We start from the raw sequence: 18,700 nt of genomic DNA on the forward strand, positions 1-18,700 counted from the left end.
CCGGGGGGGGGGGGGGGGGGGGGGGGGGGGGGGGGGGGGGGGGGGGGTTGGGGGGGGGGGGGGGGGGGGGGGGGGGGGGGGGGGGGGGGGGGGGGCGGTCAGCGCTGACCGCCACCCGTAAAACCTCCGTTGACACCCTCGGTCCCGTGTCACTACGTTTCCGCTCACAACAACCGTTCCATATACGGAACGGCACTGGAAGGAGCGGGCTGATGGCTGACGGCACCGACCGGCAGGGCAGGCAGGAGAAGCCCCGACAGTTCTTCTTCGACGTCAACGAGATGACCGGCCGCACGAACGTCGAGATCATGGGGGATTCCGAGGAGGCCGAGAGGTATTTCGACTTATTCGGGCGGGATCTCGTCACCAAGGCCATTCTCCAGTCGCCGGCACTGTCCGTCTTCCATGAGTCGGCCAAGCCGGGTGAGCGGGTCAAGCCCCATCGTCACGGCACTCACCAGATGAATTACGTCCTCAGTGGGGAGCTGATTTTCGGCCGGCGGCGGGTGGGGCCCGGAATGGGATTCTTCACGCCCGACATGCTCTACTCGTGGCGGGCCGGGGAGGAGGGCGCCGAATGGCTCGAGATCCACGCCGGCCAGCCCGGCATCTTCGTGGAGCAACGGGAGCTCTGACGGGCCTGCCCGCCACCGCGGAGGCGTTCGCGGTCCGCTGGGCGCCCGCGCCGCTCCGGAGCCACCGACCAAGCGAAGGACGTCGATTATGACCGGGTTATTCGAAGGCAAGGCCGCTCTCATCACCGGCGCCGGCTCCGGAATGGGCCGAGCCATCACCCTGCGACTCGTCGGGCAGGGCGCCTCGGTGCTCGCCCTGGACATCGACGCCGACCGGCTCGTCGAGACGAAAGCCCTCGCGGCAAAGGCCCTCGAGACGGCGGCCCTCGAGACGGCCCGAGTGGCGGGCACGGTGTCCGTCCGCCAGGCCGACGTCAGCGACCCCGGCGCATGCGCCGAGGCGGTGGCCGCCTGCGTGGCGGAGTTCGGGAAACTGGACGTGCTGGGCAACGTCGCCGGCATCTACCTCGCCGAGCACACCACCAAGGTCACCGTCGAGCAGTACCGCCGCGTGATGGGCGTCAACCTCGACGCCTATTTCTTCCTGGCCCAGGCCGCCATCCCGCACCTGCTGGAGACGGGTGGCAACATTGTCAACATCGCGTCCAACGCCGGGCTCCAGGGCGTGCCTTACTCCGCGGCCTATTCCATGAGCAAGGGCGGCGTGGTCGCGCTGACCCGGTCGCTGGCCGTCGAGTTCCTGAAGACGCCGCTGCGGGTCAACGCCATCGCCCCGGCTGGGACCAACACCAACATCGCGACCTCGGGATCGTTCCCGTCCGGCATGGACCCCGACCTCGCCCGGCGGATGGCGGGCCTGCGCGGCCTGGCCGAGCCGGAGGAGATCGCCGCCCTGTTCTCGTTCCTCGCCTCCGCCGACGCCCGCTCGGTGACCGGCGCCGTCTACACCGTCGACAACGGCCTCACCGCCAGCTGACCACCCACCCGCCACCGTCACCCTTCGCCGGCGGCCGGTTCGCTGCCGGCGAAGGATCGTCGAATCCCGGCCGGATACCGGATGGGGTCCGTCGGGCCCGTGCCCGGCGCGGGCTCGGCTCCCCAAGAAGCCTGTGCGGCCCAATCAGCCTGTTGGCCCGGGGATCGTGTCCGAACCACGAACCCGATGAAGAGGCTGGAGCGGTAAAACCCGCACCGGGCGTTAACGTGTGTGATACTTGTGCACCGGAGGCGATTCGATGCTTCCACCGCAAACGTCCCGCCAACATGTCAGGCCTGGTTCACAGCTCTGTGATCTGCTGGTAGACAAGGAAAGGGGCTCCCCTTGGCAGCGCACACGATCCAGTCCGAACTCGGTGATGTGGCATCGATGAGCCTCGCGACACTGCGGTCCTGCCCGGACGGCGTCGTGCAGCAAAGCCTGGACTGGCTCGTCGCCCGGATCGCTCTTCAGTACGAGCGAAACTCAGACGACCGAAACAAAAACAGAACTGACTGATGCGCCAGGAACGCGAACCGGAAAGTCCGGCGGAAGTTCATGATCCGATACGTCGTCATCGAATTTCGAGTAGGGATTTCGACGCGCTCGCGTCCGGAACCGATCAACACGCGCTGATCTGCCAGCTGCGGGTCGCCGAACGTAGTTACCGGTATCTCTCGCTCCGTAGTCTCCTTGATTTCGCCCGCGGGCATGAGCCGACAACCGGGCTGCTGTCGTCTCCTGACACGGCATGGGATCTTCTCGTAAAGGCCGAGCGCGTCGCTCCGGCCGAGGTCACGGCCATCCTGGACCTGCCGAGCGTCGGGGCCTGGGCGGCCCGGGCGCTGCGGCGGACCCGTGGGCTCCTGTACGACGAGATTCCGCTGTGGGTCGACCTCGGCTATCTTCACCTGCTCTCGGCAGCCGCCGGTATCCGATGTGACATCCCTTTTAGGCTTGATGTCCCGTTGCGCCACGGTCAGCTTCACCTCCCGACACTCGGCTCCATCGCGTTGCCGGGCAAGAGGATCTGGGATTCGACGACCGTCATCTCCGACGGGCGATCGGCGCATGCCCTCCTGCCTGTGGGCAAGATCCGTCTCGCGGGGCGCGACCCGGCGGACGATCCACCCGGCTGGAGGAGAACGACGAGCCTGGATGCGCGGCACCGCGGGACGGCGGCCACCGTCTACCTGGACAGTAGCGACCCTTATCGCATGGTCGACACGCCCGCGCTGCCCGAGAACATCGGCATACCCGCCCAGCGGCACTGGGAGTCCCTGTTCCAGGAAGCCTGGGCGGAACTGGTGGAACAGGACAGCGAGGTTGCCCGAAGCGTGGCCGAGTGCACCCTAACGCTGGTTCCGCTGCCCCGGGCAGAGCGGTTCAGGGAAAGAAGCACATCGTTCGGCGAATCGTTCGGTGGGGTTGTTCTATCGCTGCCGGATAGCCCGGAACGGTTCGCCGTGACCCTGGTACACGAAATGCAGCACGCGAAACTCGGCATCCTTCTCCATCTGTTCTCGCTCCTGAACGAGGAAGAAGGCGTGCTTGCCTATGCGCCGTGGCGTGACGACCCCCGCCCTGTGCGGGGCCTGCTGCAGGGGATCTATGCATTTTTCGGTGTTGCCGGATTCTGGCGTCGTCGCTTCGCCGTGGCGAAGGGAGAGGAAGCGGCTCTCGCCGGCTTCGAGTTCGCCCTGTGGCGCGGCAAGGTGAGCGAGGCCGCCGCACACGCCAGGAGCCGTCAGGAGTTCACCGCCCTCGGTCATCGCTTTCTGACCGGGATAGACACCACGGTCACTGCGTGGCTGGCCGAACCGGTGTCGCCGTACTACGCAGGGCTGGCGGGTCTCGCCGCGGCGGACCATCATGCGGGCTGGCGCGTCCACCACCTCGTCCCCCCGGCCGCCGACGTCGCGAGCCTGTCCCGGGCCTGGATCGACGGGACGGATCCGCGTGAGCTTCGTGCTCCCGGCCGGTCCGCGCTCGTCCCGGACGGGAAGGTGCCCGACCTGGACACCCTGGTCGTCCTGGTCCGGTACTGGTTGGCCGACCGGGAGCTCTTCCGCCAGATCGAACGGAATGGCCAGGTCGGCAGCGTGGTCACCGGCGCTACGGCGGCGGATCTCCACCTGGTCGCCGGACGCCACGACGAGGCCGCCCGTGCCTATCTCGACGAACTCGGGGAGCCCTCGTCCAGGCTGACTGCCTGGACGAGGCTCGGATCGGCGCTCGCCACGAGCCCCGACCGCCAGAGGGCGGCGGCCGGCCGTGCCCTGCTCACCCGGCCCGAGCTCGTCCGGGCGGTGGCCCGTGCCGTCGAGGCGGACACCGGCCGCCGACCGGCGCCGGTCGACCTCGCCGGATGGCTGGGTGAGCTTCCCCCGAACGAGGACCCGGTCCGCGGCGCGGGGGCGGATACGTCGTCCGCCCCCGCGCCTAGGCCCGGCGACTCGCAGGAGGCAGTGCACTGATCGGCCCGCTACCGTGGGTGCAACGAGCCGCTCGCACGCGTCGGAGTCTTGGCCGACGCCCGCCTCACACGAACGGATCAATGTCGCAGTCGGCCCGGACGAAGCTGGCGGCGGCGCGGGTCGCCGGATGGCCCTTGCCCAGAACCCGGTCGAGCTGCACGACGGTGTCAGCGAGGAGGTTCTCCGCCGGGCCGTCCTCGCCAAGGGCTCGCAGGTCCAGTGCCAGGTTGCTGGCACAGGCGAGGGTGGACGGATGGTTCTCGCCGAGGATGCGGCGGCTGCGTTCCAGCGTCGCCACGTCCATGTCGTGCGCGATCTGGAACTCGCCGAGGGCGTAGCGGTCGCTGGCGAGATTCGTCGCCGCGATCATCGTGTGTGCGTGGTCCTCGCCGAGCCTGCCGCGAAGCCCATCCAGGCCGGTTCGGCTCAGCTCGGACGCGGTCTCCAGGTCGCCGGCGAGCCGTGAGATGACACCGAGGTCCACCGTTGCGGCAAGCGTGTGTGGATGGGCGGCACCGAACGCGCGGTCGAAGCGCCTTCTGGTGGCCTCACACAGCTCGTGTGCCTCGGCCAGCTCCCCGGCGTGCCGGAGATCGATGGACAGGGCCAGCGCGGCACCGATCGTGCGCGGATAGTCCTTGCTGTAGCGCCGCAGGGAGCGACGTTCCACGTCTCGGGAGAGCTCGAGGGCGCTGTCGTGGTCACCGGATTTCCGGCGCGCGATCGCGAGGAGTCCCGACACCCGGAGCAGCTCGGGATGGTCCTCGATGTTCTTCACCAGCCGGCGGACGCGTTCCACCACGTCTTCGAGCCGGATGCGTACCCCCTGGTAGTCGCCGAGTTCACGTTCGTCCACGAGAAGGTTGCTGTAGGTGCGGAGGCTTTCGATGTTGTCCTCGCCGACCAGCTGTACGCGGCGTTCCCAGGTCTCCTGGTCGAGTTCCCTGGCCTCCTGGAATCTGCCGAGGAGCCGCAGGCCGAGCCCCACATTGTGGGCCGCGTCGAGGGTGACCGTGTCACCCGGCCCGTAAGCGCGCACGGCGCGCCGGTGTCGCTCGCGCGCGAATCTCAGCGAGTCCTCGAAATCGCCGGCGACCACCCGGTCCGCGCCGACGTTTCCCAGCGCCTCGAGGGTCTCGGTGTGGTTGTCGCCGTGGACCTGCTCGCACAGTTCCAGCAGCCGCTTGTTGACCCGGGCGGCCTCCGCGAAGCGGCCGCTGATGTAGCTGACCCAGCCGACCCAGCCGGCCATGGTGATGCTGTGCGGATCCTCCTCGCCAAGATCCGGGTTGCCGGTCCAGGCGTCGTACGTCTGCTGTGCGAGCGTGAGGCTTCCCTCGTGGTCACCCCACCGGAACAGGTAGTCCACCTCGTGGACGAGCAGGTCGCGGACGAAGGGGTCACGGCTGCCGATGGCCTCGGACGCGATGACATGCGGATAGAGCTCGGAGTACTGCTCCCAGTTCTCCGGGTTGCTGGGCTCGTCCGGATCGTTGGCGGCGAGCAGCAGATGGGCGCCGTGCCGCATGGTCTCCCGCTCGTCGGGGGTCATCCGACCACGCAGCACGGTCTGCACGAGGCGGTGCATCTGGAGCGAGTTCGTCCGGTGGTCGACCCGGGCGAGAGCGTAACGCGTGATCTCCCGGATGGCCATGTTCAGCTTGAAGGGGTCACGCAGGGCCGCGTCCAGCTCCGGCATAATCATGATGTTGCGTCCGCGCCTGAAGACCTGGCGCGGAATCGGTTCCGGGGCGAAGAAGGAACACACCTGGAGGAGGCGCAGCGCCGCCGGATTGCGGTCCGCGAGACGGTCCAGGGACAGATTCCACGCGGCCTGGACGGGAACCTCGTAGTCCATCGGGGGCGAGGTACCGAGGAGCTCCTCTCTCTTCTCCTCGAAGAGGGTGAGGTACTCGTCGGCGCTCATTCCCGTCTCAGCGCGCCAGGTGGCCGCCTGTTCGACCGCAAGCGGAAGGTCTCCGAGTGCCCGGGCAAGCCGGCCGGCGTCGTTTTCGGTGAGGTCGATGTCGCGTTTCTGGAGGAGTTCAACACTCTCCTCCCGGCTGAAGACGTCAACCTCCAGCGGGCGAGCGATACTGGACCACTGCGCGTTTCGCGACGTCACCAGGATCTTTCCGTTTCCGCCCTGTGGGAAGTATTCTCGAACGACGCGGGGATCCTCCGCGTTGTCGAAAACGAGGAGCCAGTTGTCGTAGGGGACGCCGATCCGCAGGGCCTCCCGTACCGCCGGAACGGCCGTGTTGGCCTCCCCACCTACCGACAGGCCAAGGCGTTGGGCGAGTTCCGCCAACGCCTTGCCGATCTGTGTGGAATGTTCGGCCGGTATCCACCACACGATGTCGTAGTCGGCCTGGTGCCGGTATACGTACTCCACCGCGAGCTGGGATTTTCCCACCCCGCCCATTCCGTGTAGAGCTTCCGGCAGTACCGCGGTGGTGCCGTGGCCGAGCCTCGTGTGAAGCTCGCGGAGAAGTCCGTTGCGCCCGGTGAAATACGGGTTTCGCTGGGGGACGTTTCCGAACACCACCGGGTGCTGGCGCGCCTGCTGCTGCTTCGCCGTCGAGGTCTCGGTGGTCGAGGTCAAAACATCTCCTTTCAGATGTGTCCGGTTACCCCCTAGCTGGCTATCCCCTAGGCGGTCTGGGTCGTCGCCGTCCGTCGGCGCGCGGGGTGGCGGCGGAACGGAGATCGCGTCGCCGCCGTCGGTGCCTGACGCAGCGCTAATATCGGTTGTCACCGAGGGCATGTTACTAACTACTGTCGGTGACTGAGTGGATGTGAGGATGTGCTGCTTGTCCGCCGCTGCCACAAAATGTTCCTGAATGCGGCGTGCTCGCGCCAGGAACGGGCCGGACAAGGCGGACAACGCTGTCTCCTCGACGGCGAGGAAAGGCGCACTGGAGGGCGTCACCTCAGGAATCGGCGCCGATCCGGGCGAATCTATCGCCTGTCGAAGATGTCGAACCATCGCGATGTCGGGTCCCAGATGGTCACAGACAGCCTTCAGCACGCGGATGGTGTCGCGCTGACGGCCGAACGCGAGCAGGTTGGCACGAACCCCGGGGAGAAAGTCGAGGACTATCTCCGCCTCGGCCCCCGGCACGTGCCCGGCGGCCGCCGCGGCGGACGGGCCCGTCCGGGTGAGGAGACCGTGCATGAACAGCTCGGAGAGTTCTCGCCGGTCGGCACCAGGGGTCATCGCGATCACCTGATCGATCATCGACCAGGTGAGCGGTGCGGCGGCCAGATGCGTCGCCAGGTCGAACGCCGGTGAGGTGGCAGCGTTGTGGAATGCCGCCACCTGCTGCCAGCCGGCATCGTCGGTGAAGTTCCGGCGTGTCGCGTCGGTGTCCGCGGTCTCCGCCGGGACGACCGTGCGGGTTACCGGTGGAACGAGCATGACCGGCAGCTCGGTTCGGCCGTCAGCCCGGCCCGCCAGCGCCCTCGCCCACTTTTCCACAGCATAGCGATTCTGCTCCAGAACAGGGATCGGACGTGCGCGTTCTATATCGACGTCCAGCGCGAACAGCCTCTTGTCCCAGGACTGGCGGAAGGACCATGACATTCCCGAGGCGGGCGCCGGGCCAGGCCCCGCGGAACCAAGCATGGGATATGAACGGATGTTCGTGTTGTGCCACATACGCCGATTGATCGGCGTCAGCACGGCGGTGTTCGCCTTCCCAGCCCATCGCCACAGGAGTGAGAACACGGCGTGCGAACGCCATGTCCTGCCCAGGGTGTCCGAGTAGATCCAGACAACGTGGTCGCGGCCGGGTCGCACCAGAAGGTCGGGCGACCGTGTGCCGGTGGAAGTGCGCGATCCACGCAGCCGCAGCTCGGCGGCCGTCTCGACGTCCGTGTCGACATAACAATGGTGCACGTCACGAAAAACCCCGCAACGCTCGAGCGCTGCGACTAGCCGCGCCGCCTCGTCGCGCCACGCGTGCATCGAGGTGCTCGTGTCGATGACGAGGGTCATGTCCCAGCGCCGTTCGAGCCGTGCGCGGTGAACAGGCATGGCGAGCGCCTCACCCGCGAGCCGCTCAGCGGTGGCCTCCTCGTCGAGATCTACGTTGATCGCCGACGACACAGTCTGCCGGAGGCTTGCCAGGGCTCGGGCCATACCTCGAGCCGTCTCACTCAACGTGACTGGTGTATAAGCCCCGGCCATGGCGGTCTGGACACCGACGACCTCGTGCCGGTCGGGAGCGGAAACTTCTGTGAACGTGGCCACCGAGGGCTGCATATCCACGTTCCGTGGCGATCTGGCTGGAACCATCCCGTCAGAGGCGCGGGGGAGGGCGCCGGTGCCCGGCGCTTCCGCCGGTCGCTCACCCGCCTCCGGATGGCTCCGGTAGTCATCGGCGATGACCTCGGTGGCGGCCGGTCCAACCGGGCCGAGCCGCGTCGGCTGGACGTCGCCGTGTGCGTCCACGGTGCTCTCCGGGACGCTCGGCTCCGGCTCCAGGAACGCGGAAAGCCAGATCGCATCCGCGATCTCGCGAGGGGACGCGCGAACCTGCGCCGACACCGGCTCGGGGGCCATCAGAACCCGGCGTCCGGATCGAGGCGTCGCCAGATCGCGTCCAGGAGTTCGCCGCGGGCCCGATCGTCCGCGGGCAGGGCGCCGACCGCCGTCAGGTGTACCGCGTTGAGCAGCTGGTCGGCGGCCAGCAGCGCTCCGGAAGCCCGCCTGGCCACGAAATTCTCAAGGATCTCATGGTGCTCGGCCGAACCCCGGGGGAAGTGCGCCGCGACCAGGGCGGCGAGATTCTCGGCCGACGGGCTGGGCATCTCCATCCGAACGCATCGGCGTAGGAAGGCGGGTGGGAACTCACGCTCTCCGTTACTGGTGATCACGATGATCGGAAAGGCCCGGCACCGCACCACACCGTTGCGGATCTTCGCCGTCCGGCCGCGGTCGGCGGTGTTCACCGCTACCTCGCTCTGTGCCTCGCGGATTCTCGTGAGCTCGGGAATGTCGAACTCGCCGTCCTCGATGATGTTCAGGAGGTCATTCGGGAGGTCGAAGTCGCTCTTGTCCATCTCGTCCACCAGGAGGACGCGTGGGAGAGGCCGCGGAAGCAGTGCCGTGCCGAGCGGCGCGAGCTGGATGAAGTCACCTACCGGGGGTGCCGCGGATCCCCCGGGCCGGGCGCGGCCGGTGTCCGCCCCGTCCTCCCGGAGCGCGCGTGTGTGGCGACGGATCGGCGGATCGGCGGACCGGACCTGCAGCGTCGCCTGCGCGCGGCCCATCGCGTCGTACTCGTAGAGGCCGGAGCGCAGTGTCGTCCGGCTGGTGACGGGCCATCGCAGCACACGACCGAGCCCGAGCTCGGCGGAGATCATGTAGGCGAGACTCGATTTTCCGGAACCGGGTCCGCCGGTGACGAGGAGTGGGCGCCGGAGATATATCGCCGAATTGATCACCGAGATCTGGTCCGCGGTGAACAGACCAGCCGGGATCACGCCCAGCCGCCGTCGGGTCTCGGCGGCGTCGTCGGGCGGCGCCGGAGCCTCGGGACCGCCGTTGAACTCCCGCCACGGTGGCGCCGGCGGCCAGCGTGCGTGAAGCGCGGCCACGTCCGCCGGTTTCCCCGTGCCGTGGAAAAGCCACCAGCTCTCCGACTGTCGGCCTCGTGCGGTGCCCCCACCGTCGCTGTTCACTGCTGCACCTCTCCTCCGACGGAGAGGGAATCGTCTGGACCCCTCTCCGGCCGCCGGTTCGGGTCATCCCATAAAATAACGAGATTGTGCCCGAGATGATCGCCTTTTGAGACTTCCGAGCGTGCGGCGTCGAGCCGGAGCCGGTGGGTACGCGCTCGGAGATCGGCCGGGCCGCCGAGATCGACGAACTCCTTCACCGCGTCGGAAACCGTCGGGGCCGCGGTGCCGTCACGGTGCCACAGAATCACGGGCAGGCCACAGCGCAGGACGATCTCCAGCTCGGCCGCGGTGGCGCGGGCCGGCGCGGGAGCGCCGCTGAGGACCGCGGCCACCAGGTTCTCGTCAGAGAGAAGGTCGGCATCGAGCCTTTGGATGTAGCCGTCGCCGTCGTCCCTGATCTGCCACGTGCTCGCCGAATCCTGCTTCTCCTGCAGTGTCCGCCACCGTATGCGCCACGGCCGCCGCCAGTGCGGGTTGTGTACCCGCTCCAGGCTTCGCACCACGACGGGATAGTCGCAGCCGAGCTGCTTCGGCAGGATCGAACCGCTCTCCTTCGGCCAGCGTTCGACGGGAAGGTGCATCAGATCGATGGGGAGGACGAATTCAAGAATTATCTGGTCCTCCCGCTCCGAGAGGAGAGCCTCGGTGTCGGTCACGACTTTTTCGGTGAACATTGCCAGGTCGCCCGGCGGGACGGGAAAGAATCGGGCACCTCGTTCGAAAACCGCCGACTCCTCGTCCCATTGTCGCCACCAGGAGACCAGGTGCGTCGACGGGTCCAGGTGGTCCAGCTCAAACTGCAGAATGACATGCACATTCTGCCGTGCCGCGGTGGCGCGGGCACCCCTCCGAAGCCGTGTGTCGTTGAGTTTGCCGGTCAGCCCCAGCTCGTAGGCGCGGCGTTGGTTCCAGTGCTCGACCATGGCGCGGGTCTCGGGCGAGAGCTGGTCGAGAATGCCTTCGAGATAGGAGATGTAGACCGGCAGCCCGTCCGGGCCGGCGTTGCGGCCGGCGAGATGCAGCAGCACCAGCCAGCCGTCGGAGCAGTGCGCCGGCGGTAGCGACAGCCCCGCCTGGGGTGAGAGCCGGCAGGCGGCGACGGCCGCGGCCCGGGTCGTCACCGTGAGCTCGGATCTGAGCCTGGTCCACAGATCCTCTCCCGCGTCGACGGCTGTGGGTGCGGCATCCCACTCGTCGTGGAGGCAGGTGAGCGGGACGGTGACCGCGGGGCCGAGCCCGAACACACGGGCGACGGCGATGATGGCCCGGATGCCGGCCGGCGTGCCGCAGCACGCCTCGACGAACCCTATGAACCACTGGCGGGAGCTGGGGTACTCGGCAATCGGGATCGCGACGCCGGAATGCCGTTCGACCTGGGAGAGAAGAAGGCGACGGCTGCTGTCGCCGTGTAGTTCGCGACAGCCGTGCAGTATTCCTGCGATACGGTCCTCCAGCTCCGAGCGAATGACCGCGACAGCAGCGGTCGCGGCAGCGTCGAAGGATGGCGGTTCTGTCATCGCGTACCTTAGCGACCGGACGGACGGAAGTCGCCAGGTGACCGCCGTTCCGCGTGGCTCACGGGCGTCCGTTGCGCAGGAAACGGTTACCGGGAAAGCGACGGTGCGCCTCGGCGAGAACGCGTCGTCGCCCGTCGGCGAGTATTCCGTCGTCGAGTAGGCGACTGACCTCCCGCCAGAACTCCTCCGACGTGAGCCCGTCCGGATTCGGCTGTTTGTCGATCGGCAGGCCGGCATCCGCCAGAACCTGCCGCTGTGCGACGGCCGTGTGGAAGGCGGCGGCTAGCGCGGCGCATTCCTGCCCGGTCAGCGCCTCGTCGTCCCGGCCCGGCGTGAGGTCTCCGCCCGCAGGGGCCTCCGCGCGGCGCGACGGTGCCTGCGCGGGCGAGCCGTGCCCGTTTCCAGCGGTCGGACCCGCGGCGGATCTCGCTGTCTCCCAGCAGTCCACCAGGTTCTGTACGGACCGGGCGGTGACGGAAGCCGGCTCCAGGACACAGAGCGCCTGGGCAAGTGCTCGCGGACCCTTGGGATGTGCGCAGCAGGCGTCGACGAAGCCTATGAACCACTGCCTGCGGTAGGGGGCGTCCGGTACCTGCAGCTGGACTCCGAGCCGCCTCTCGGTCCTGCTGACCAGCAGCCGCCGGCTGGTTTCCGCGGCCAGAGTCGGAGCCAGATCGAGCAGGTCGACGATGCCCTGCTCGATCTCGACGCATGATTGTCCGCACGGGTCGGCGGTGGATCCCGCCCCGTCCGGCACCTGATCTTTTGATCCGTCGGACGCCATAATCGCCCCCGATCGCGTCCCGAACGCCAGAATTCGGAGAATATCAGTAGCGGGACGGCGGGGCGAATCTTCTGCGGTCTTTACCGCAGGCGGTGCGAACGGATGGGTGCTGTCCACTTCTCGGGGCGGAAGACCTGCGGGCTGCCGGTGCCGCGCCGCATGTCCGGTGCCGTGATGGTTCGATACACCAGTGACGCTTTCGCGGTCCGTCCGGTCGGGCCCGTGGTTGGTGACCGGCGCGTTCCTGGCCAGCGGGGTGAAGCACCTGGTGCGTCCCGGGTCCTTCGAGCCGCTCGTGCCGCGGGCGATGCCGCGTCCCCGCGAGATCGTCTATGTCAGCGGAGTGGCCGAACTGGTCTGCGCGGCCGGGCTGCTCACGAAGGCGTCCTGGGCCGGGCCGGCCAGCGCCGCCCTGCTCGTCGGCGTATGGCCGGGGAACCTGCAGATGGCGCTGGACGCCACCGCCCAGGCTCGCCGTGGCGGCGGCCGGCCCCGTGACCTCGCCCTCGCCGCCGGCGCGTGGGCGCGTATGCCGTTGCAGATCCCGATGATCCGCGCGGCCCTCTCCGCCCGCCGCGCCGGGTGACGTCGGGACGTCCTTTCACCGCACCGCGGTGTGCGGCCTCAGCGCGCGGCCTCATCCCCAGCCCGGGCGGCCGCCTGCTCGTTCCCGTGCGCGCGTAGCGGGGGGATCACCTCGTCGAGCAGGCGGTGGACTACGCGGTCGGGGTCGCCGGTGCCTGGCGCGGGCATGAAGACGAAGTGCCGGGCGCCGGCGTCGACGAAGTCGCGGAGCCTGCCCGTGACCTCCTCCGCCGTCCCGGCCGCCGCCACGCTGTCGACCATGGTCTTGAAGTCCTGGTTGTAGGTGCCGCCCATCGTGCGCGCGGCCTCCTCGCGTGCTCGGTCGCCGTCGGGGTCGACGTTGACGAACACGAACGCGTACCACTCGAATCCGCTCAGATCACGTCCGGCGTCGGCCGCGGCCTGGCGGATGGTCCGCGCCGAGGCCGCGTAGCGGCGGGGCGAGTACAGGTAGGGCATCCAGCCGTCACCGAGCAGCGCGGCGCGGCGCATCGCCGGCTCCTTCCGGCCGGCGACGATGACGGGCGGGCCGCCGGGCTGGGCCGGCGCCGGGTGGATCCGGACGTCCGTCATCGGGTAGAACGGCCCGTCGTGGGAGATCGTCTGGGCTGTCCAGAGCCGCCGGAGCAGGCCGATGGCCTCGTCGGTGCGCCGCCCGCGTTCCCGGACCGGAACCTGGCAGGCGCTGAACTCCTGCGGGTACTCGCCGCCGATGCCCACGCCGAGGACGAGCCGCCCGCCGGTGGCCCGGTCCAGGTCGGCGACCTGCTTGGCCACGATCGCCGGTGCGTACAGCGGCAGGAGCAGGATCGACGTCCCGATGCGTACCCGTTCGGTCACCGCTGACAGGCGGGCCAGGCTCATCATCGCCTCGCCCGACGGGTTCCGGGAGGCGACGTGCCCGCCCGTCCACAGCGAGTCGATCGGCAGGTCCTCCAGTGCGGCGGCCCGTTTCAGATCGGCCCCGGCGACGAACCCGACCGAGATCACGCCGTCCTGTGCGGCCATCCGAACACCTCCGCGGCTCGCGCCGCCCCCGCCGCGCGCACCGGCGGGAGTCGGCTGGCCGAGCGTGCGGCAGACCGCCCGCCGCAGGCAACCGACCCGAGCGCGCGCCCGGCGGGTCGTGGTCGTCGCGAGAAGCCCCACGACATGCCGTGCGCTACCGGACGTCCCGGTTCGCCTTCGGTTCTCGGTCGTACCGCACCGCCGCCGCGACTAGGGAGCCGAGGCGCAGCTGCGCGCCGTCGGGCAGATCGCACCAGTCCGGCCCCAGCCGCCGCCCGTTGACGAAGGTGCCGTTCGCGGACGGCCGTTCCTCCCGCGCGCGGGCGCTGCCGTCCGCCGCCACGCGGACCACGACGTGCCACCGGGAGACGTACTCGCAGCCGTGGAGCAGGCGGTCGCTGTCGTGGGTGCCCTGCCGGCCGATCACGGCGGTGTCGCCCGCGGGGACGCGGACCGTGCCGGTGTCGAAGCGCAGCTCGACGGTGGCGGCCCGGGGACGGACGCGGCTCGGGACGGCCCCGCAGTACGGGCACACCGGCTCGTCCGGCCCCGGCAGCTCCCTGCGGCAGGCCTGGCAGGCCGGCGCGGCCGGCAAGGTCGGCGCGGCTGGCAAGGTCGGCGCGGCCGGGCGCGTCGGCGGGTCGTCGTCGGTCGCCGGCGGGTCGCTTCGGACCCGGGTCTGCCCGGTGAGGATCGTGCCGCACACCGCGCACATCGCGGCCGTCAGCGACACCGGGGAACGGCATCCGCCGCACTGCCAGGTGGTGCCGCTCACGGCTCGGGCCGCCATGAGACGTCGGTGAGCAGGAGGCCGCGCCGGGACAGCGCCTGCTCGAGGCGGCTCAGGTCACCCGGGCCGGGCACGCCGATCACCCACCACCGGTCGCCGTCCAGCCCGACCTGCAGCCGCCGTCGCGGCGGGGGGGCGTCATGGCCGGTGCCGAAGCGCGCCCGGCCGAGCGGGGTCAGCACCTCCAGCCGCTGGTTCGCCGATCCGCGCCACGCCCCGCCCGGGGCGCGCCGCTGGACGTAGGGGCCGGTCACGACGACGTCGCAGAGGGCCATGGCCGCGGCCCGGCCCGGGCTGCGGCGCAGGGCGGCGGTGGTGTAGCCGGAGTAGGCCATGACGTCGACCGTGGGCAGCGTCGCGCGCACACCGGCCAGCAGCGCGGTGAGCGCCGCCGGCTGCTGGAACGGCTCGCCGCCCGAGATCGTCACCCCGGTCAGGCCGGGCAGGTCGCGCAGCCAGGTCAGCAGGTCCTGCACCGGCACGTCGGCGGCGCCCGCCGGATCCCAGGTGTCGAGCGACATGCAGCCGGGGCAGCCGATGGTGCAGCCCTGCGTCCACAGGCCGGCCCGGGTGCCCGGCCCGAGCGTCGTCACCGGGTAGTGGCGGCGGTTCAGGCGCAGTTGTCGCCCGTCCGGCCGGGGCGCGGCCGGACCGGTCTCAGGCCCGGTCATCGCCACGCGCCTTCTCCAGGCTGCCATGGTCCCCGTCCCGCCGGAGGGTCAGCGAGCGGCGGCCGGCCCGGCTGCCGACGTCCGTCACCTCGACGGCGGAGCCCGGGCGCAGGCTGGTCTGGAACAGTTCGCGCGCGAGCGGGTTGACCAGCGCCGCCTCGATGAAAGATCCGATGCCGCGCCCCCCGTACGCCAGCACCGCTTCGGACGTCGCCTCCTGGAGCAGGCGGTCCCGGGCGGCCGCGGACAGCCGCACGTCGATCGCGTGCAGCCGGCGGACCTGGGCCAGGACCCGTCCCAGCTGCAGGTCGAAGATCTGGACGGCGGTCGGGCGGTCGATGAACCCGAAGACGACGATGTTGTCGCCGAGGCGGTTCAGCAGCTCCGGCCGGTTCAGCTTGTCGACGAAGTGCCGGCGGATCTCCGCCTCGACCCGGCGCTCCAGCTCCGCGCGGTCGGTCTCCGGGGTCAGCGGCAGCTCGCCGGCCGGTGCCCGCATCCCGAGGTTGGAGGTGAACACGATGACGGTCTCGCTGAAGTGGACCGTCGAGCCGGTCCCGTCGGTGAGCCGGCCGTCGTCGAGGATCTGCAGGAACTTGTCGAGGATGAGCGGCGCGGCCTTCTCGATCTCGTCGAACAGCAGCAGGCTGAACGGGCGCTGGCGGACGGCGTTCGTCAGCTCCCCGCCGGCGTCGTAGCCGACGTAGCCCGGCGGCGCGCCGATCAGCCGGTCGGCGGAGTGCTCCGCGGAGAACTCGCTCATGTCGAAGCGGGTGTAGGCGTCGGCGTCACCGAAGACGAGCTGGCTGATCGACTTGGCCAGCTCCGTCTTGCCGACCCCGGTCGGTCCGGCGAGGAACAGCACCCCGCGGGGGCGGACGGTGCTGCTCGCGTGCGCGCCGGACAGACCCATCACCGAGCGGACGAGGATGTCCACCGCCCGGCCCACGGCCTGGCGCTGGCCGAGCACCGCCGCGTTGAGCGTCGGCTCCGCCTCGCGCAGGCGGTCGCGCAGCTCGTCCTGCCCCCACGGGTTCTCCCGGACGCCCAGCCGGTAACTGCGGGCGGCCGCCTCCATGGAGGACAGCTCGGGGATGCCGGAGCGGCTCAGCTCGACGATGGCGGGCAGGCTGTTCAGCGGCAGGCCCTGGGCGCTGTCGGCGAAGCGCCTGGCCAGGGCCTCGCGCCGTGGCGCGTCCAGCCCGTGCGATTCCGGCAGCAGTGGCAGCAGCGCCCTGGTGGCGGCGAGCCGGTCGTCGAGCTGGGGCACGGGCACCGCGATCCGCCGCAGCGGGACCGCCGGCGACATGAAGGACGCCGGCAGCTCCTGCTCGGTGTGGACAAGCCAGATGAGCGGGTTGTACCGGGCCCGTTCGTCCGGCCAGATGAAGCGCATCGCCTGGTGGGCGAGCTTCTCTGCGGTGGCGAAGAACGCCTGCTCGTTCTCCATCAGGTTCGCCGGATTGGTGATCAGCCGTCCGGCGTAGTCGATGATCAGCGCGACCGGGATGTCGACGAGGCCGGTCGTGGCGAGGTCCTGGCCGTCGTCGTCCCCCGCGGCATCCTCGGCCCGGGCCGGATCCTTCGGGCCCAGCACGACCTGGCGCATCCGCCCGGCGAGGGCGGGCAGGTCCAGCTCGCGCTGCGGGCACTTCATCCCGTAACGCCGGCGCAGGACGTCCCGCTGGGCGCGGAGGCGCTCGCGCCGGTCGTGCGGCGGGACGGCCCTGGGCAGGTGCAGCCGCAGCCCGTCCACCGGGTCGGCCACCAGCACGTGCTGGTAGCCGCTCGCGTCGAGCGCGAACCACAGCCGGTCGAGCAGCGAGAGGAACTGCACCGGCCCGTTGGGCGGCGCCCACAGGTGCAGGTCCCGCACGTTGCCGTGCAGGACGAACTGCGGGTGGGTGAACACCGACGACTGCAGGTCGCGCACCCAGCCGGGCGCCCGGGTCCGGTCGGTGTCCCGCCGGGCGCCCCCGCCGGCGGCGCCCGGCCACCCGGCCCCGGGGGTGGTCGCGGGAGTGGTCTCTGGATGGCCGGTCATGTGCGCTGCAGCGTTGTGATCGAGCCGCTGTGACACCGCGTGCTCACCTCCGCGTCGGGCGGGCTCGATGCCCGCGGGTTGTGCGTCCGTCAGTGCGTTCAGGGACGGTCCGGTCGGTCCGGTCCGGACTCGGGTCGGAAGGGGGTCGGGGCGTGAGCGGGCGAGACGGCGCCGTCCGGTCGGCGGATGGGTCATCTGGCGGCCGGCGGCTCCGGGGGCGCGGCGGGGCAGTCGAGCATTCCCAGCCGCTCCTTGCTCGCGAGCACCGCGGTCGCGGCCTCGGTCAGGCGCCGGGCGAACGCCGGCACGCGGCGCGCCTCGGCGGCGAGGGCGCCGGTCATCGGCCCCGCGTCGGCCCGCCGGACGGAGAGCACGAGATCCCCGCCGGCCGCCACGAAACGCACGGCGCGTTCGCCCACCGGCACGGACTGGACGGCGACCGCCGCCCCGAGGTCGTCCGACACGACCATGCCGCCGAACCCGAGCTGGCCGCGGAGCAGGTCGGTGACGATCGGCCGGGAGAACACCGCCGGCTCGCGCGGATCGAGCCGCGGGTAGCGGGCCAGGGACATCATCACCGCCGCCGTGCCGGCGGCCACCGCTGTCCGGAACGGGGCCAGGTTCGGGTCCGCGGCGTCCGCGGCGCCGTCGACGGCACCGGCCGAGGTGTCGGTGTTGTGCCGGACCCGGCCGAGGCCGGGGAAGTGCTTGGCGGTCGCGAGCAGGCCGCTGTCCTGCATCGCGGTGATCACCGTCTGGGTGTCGGCCCCGACCGCGTCGGCGGTGGCGCCGAACTGCCGGTCGAAGGCCCCGATCGGCGGGTTGTCCCGGGCGGTGCCGGCGGCGACGGTGTCGGCGACGGGCGCCAGGTCCAGGGTCACGCCGGCGCCGGCCAGCTCACGCGCCCAGTCGCCGGTCCGGCGCCGCAGCGTCGCGGTGTCCCAGCCGCCCTGCTCGACCGCGCTCGGGATCTCCCCGAACCCGGGCCCGCGCAGTGTCTGGACCTTGCCACCCTCCTGGTCGACCGCGATGTGCACCGCCACACCGACGTCGCGCAGCGCGGCCTCCTGCACGGCCCGCAGCGCCCCGCGCAGGGCGTCGGCGGATCCCGTCGACCGCCCGGCGAGGAAGACGCCGCCGAGCCGGGACTGCCGGACGACGTCGACCGCGGACAGCGGGTCGGTGACCGGGACGCCGACCATCACGACCTGCCCCGCGCGCTGCTCGACGTTCATCGCGGCGACCAGGGCTCCGGCGCAGGAGACCGACCGGGGCGACCGGCTCACGCCGGCGCCACCGGCGGCCGGGCTCCCGCCGGGCGCGGGTGCGGGTGCGGGTGTGGCCGGTGGCGCCGAGGCGTCCGGCGGCGCCGACGGGCGCGGCGAGATCGCCGCGGTGGTGACCGGTGGGTTCGACCCGGCCCGCGACGGCTGCTCCCGCCCGGCGCCGCTGACCACGACGCCGAACCCGAGCAGCGCCACCAGCCCGGCGGGGACGAGCAGCCGCAGCGGCAGCCACCAGGGCAGGTCGTACAGCACGGACGGGATGGGCAGGTACCAGCGCCGTCCCGACCGGTACCGGTGCCGTCCGTACCCGGAGGGCATCCGGATCACCGGGACCGCAC

General features: G+C 70.6%; 13 protein-coding genes. 4 read left to right on the forward strand and 9 right to left on the reverse strand.

All coding sequences use genetic code 11. The features are described 5' to 3' along the window. The first annotated feature begins 212 nt into the window (after positions 1 to 212). From MXD62_RS01855 to MXD62_RS01865, 3 genes are all read left to right on the forward strand, one after another. Complete coding sequence (locus MXD62_RS01855) at positions 213 to 635, forward strand: cupin domain-containing protein (protein WP_248827695.1); 423 nt, start codon at positions 213 to 215, stop codon at positions 633 to 635. An 88-nt stretch (positions 636 to 723) separates the two neighbouring features. Next, positions 724 to 1,512, forward strand: coding sequence for an SDR family NAD(P)-dependent oxidoreductase (locus MXD62_RS01860; RefSeq protein WP_248827696.1), 789 nt, complete (start codon positions 724 to 726; stop codon positions 1,510 to 1,512). A 518-nt stretch (positions 1,513 to 2,030) separates the two neighbouring features. Then, a complete protein-coding gene (locus MXD62_RS01865) occupies positions 2,031 to 3,989 on the forward strand; it encodes an HEXXH motif domain-containing protein (RefSeq protein ID WP_248827697.1) in 1,959 nt (652 codons plus the stop codon). 64 nt (positions 3,990 to 4,053) lie between these two features. Here MXD62_RS01865 and fxsT read toward each other — a convergent pair whose 3' ends face one another. From fxsT to MXD62_RS01885, 4 genes are read right to left on the reverse strand one after another with little or no spacing between them, the layout of a single operon-like run. Then, positions 4,054 to 8,556, reverse strand: a complete 4,503-nt coding sequence (gene fxsT, locus MXD62_RS01870; protein WP_248827698.1) for an FxSxx-COOH system tetratricopeptide repeat protein — start codon at positions 8,554 to 8,556, stop codon at positions 4,054 to 4,056. Then, the gene (locus MXD62_RS01875; RefSeq protein WP_368862293.1) at positions 8,556 to 9,677 is read right to left on the reverse strand and encodes an AAA family ATPase; all 1,122 of its coding nucleotides are present in this window, start codon (positions 9,675 to 9,677) and stop codon (positions 8,556 to 8,558) included. Before MXD62_RS01875 ends, fxsT begins: the two co-directional genes overlap by 1 nt. Then, positions 9,674 to 11,194 (reverse strand): hypothetical protein, encoded by a 1,521-nt coding sequence (locus MXD62_RS01880; protein ID WP_248827700.1) that lies wholly within the window; start codon positions 11,192 to 11,194, stop codon positions 9,674 to 9,676. Before MXD62_RS01880 ends, MXD62_RS01875 begins: the two co-directional genes overlap by 4 nt. Positions 11,195 to 11,252: 58 nt before the next feature. Beyond that, positions 11,253 to 11,951 carry an effector-associated domain EAD1-containing protein gene (locus MXD62_RS01885; RefSeq protein WP_248827701.1) on the reverse strand — a complete coding sequence of 233 codons (699 nt, stop codon included), beginning with the start codon at positions 11,949 to 11,951 and terminating at the stop codon, positions 11,253 to 11,255. A gap of 217 nt (positions 11,952 to 12,168) precedes the next feature. On the opposite strand from MXD62_RS01885, the gene MXD62_RS01890 reads away from it, so the two are divergent. Further along, positions 12,169 to 12,564: a DoxX family protein gene (locus MXD62_RS01890; RefSeq protein WP_248827702.1), complete on the forward strand. Its 396-nt coding sequence runs from the start codon at positions 12,169 to 12,171 to the stop codon at positions 12,562 to 12,564. Between the two features lie 38 nt (positions 12,565 to 12,602). Here the strand turns inward: MXD62_RS01890 and MXD62_RS01895 are convergent, their stop codons facing one another. The 5 genes from MXD62_RS01895 to MXD62_RS01915 form a co-directional block, all read right to left on the reverse strand. Continuing rightward, positions 12,603 to 13,571 carry an LLM class flavin-dependent oxidoreductase gene (locus MXD62_RS01895; protein WP_248827703.1) on the reverse strand — a complete coding sequence of 323 codons (969 nt, stop codon included), beginning with the start codon at positions 13,569 to 13,571 and terminating at the stop codon, positions 12,603 to 12,605. Positions 13,572 to 13,725: 154 nt separating this feature from the next. After that, positions 13,726 to 14,346, reverse strand: coding sequence for an FHA domain-containing protein (locus MXD62_RS01900; protein ID WP_248827704.1), 621 nt, complete (start codon positions 14,344 to 14,346; stop codon positions 13,726 to 13,728). Beyond that, positions 14,343 to 15,032 (reverse strand): 4Fe-4S single cluster domain-containing protein, encoded by a 690-nt coding sequence (locus MXD62_RS01905; RefSeq protein WP_248827705.1) that lies wholly within the window; start codon positions 15,030 to 15,032, stop codon positions 14,343 to 14,345. Before MXD62_RS01905 ends, MXD62_RS01900 begins: the two co-directional genes overlap by 4 nt. Continuing rightward, entirely contained in the window at positions 15,019 to 17,076 is a 2,058-nt protein-coding gene (locus tag MXD62_RS01910) for an AAA family ATPase (RefSeq protein ID WP_248827706.1), read from the reverse strand. Before MXD62_RS01910 ends, MXD62_RS01905 begins: the two co-directional genes overlap by 14 nt. Before the next feature lie 191 nt (positions 17,077 to 17,267). Next, entirely contained in the window at positions 17,268 to 18,680 is a 1,413-nt protein-coding gene (locus tag MXD62_RS01915) for a glycoside hydrolase family 3 N-terminal domain-containing protein (RefSeq protein WP_248827707.1), read from the reverse strand. Positions 18,681 to 18,700: the final 20 nt, after the last annotated feature.

This window comes from Frankia sp. Mgl5, from assembly GCF_023242985.1.
GTDB classification, from domain to species: Bacteria; Actinomycetota; Actinomycetes; order Frankiales; family Frankiaceae; genus Parafrankia; species Parafrankia soli.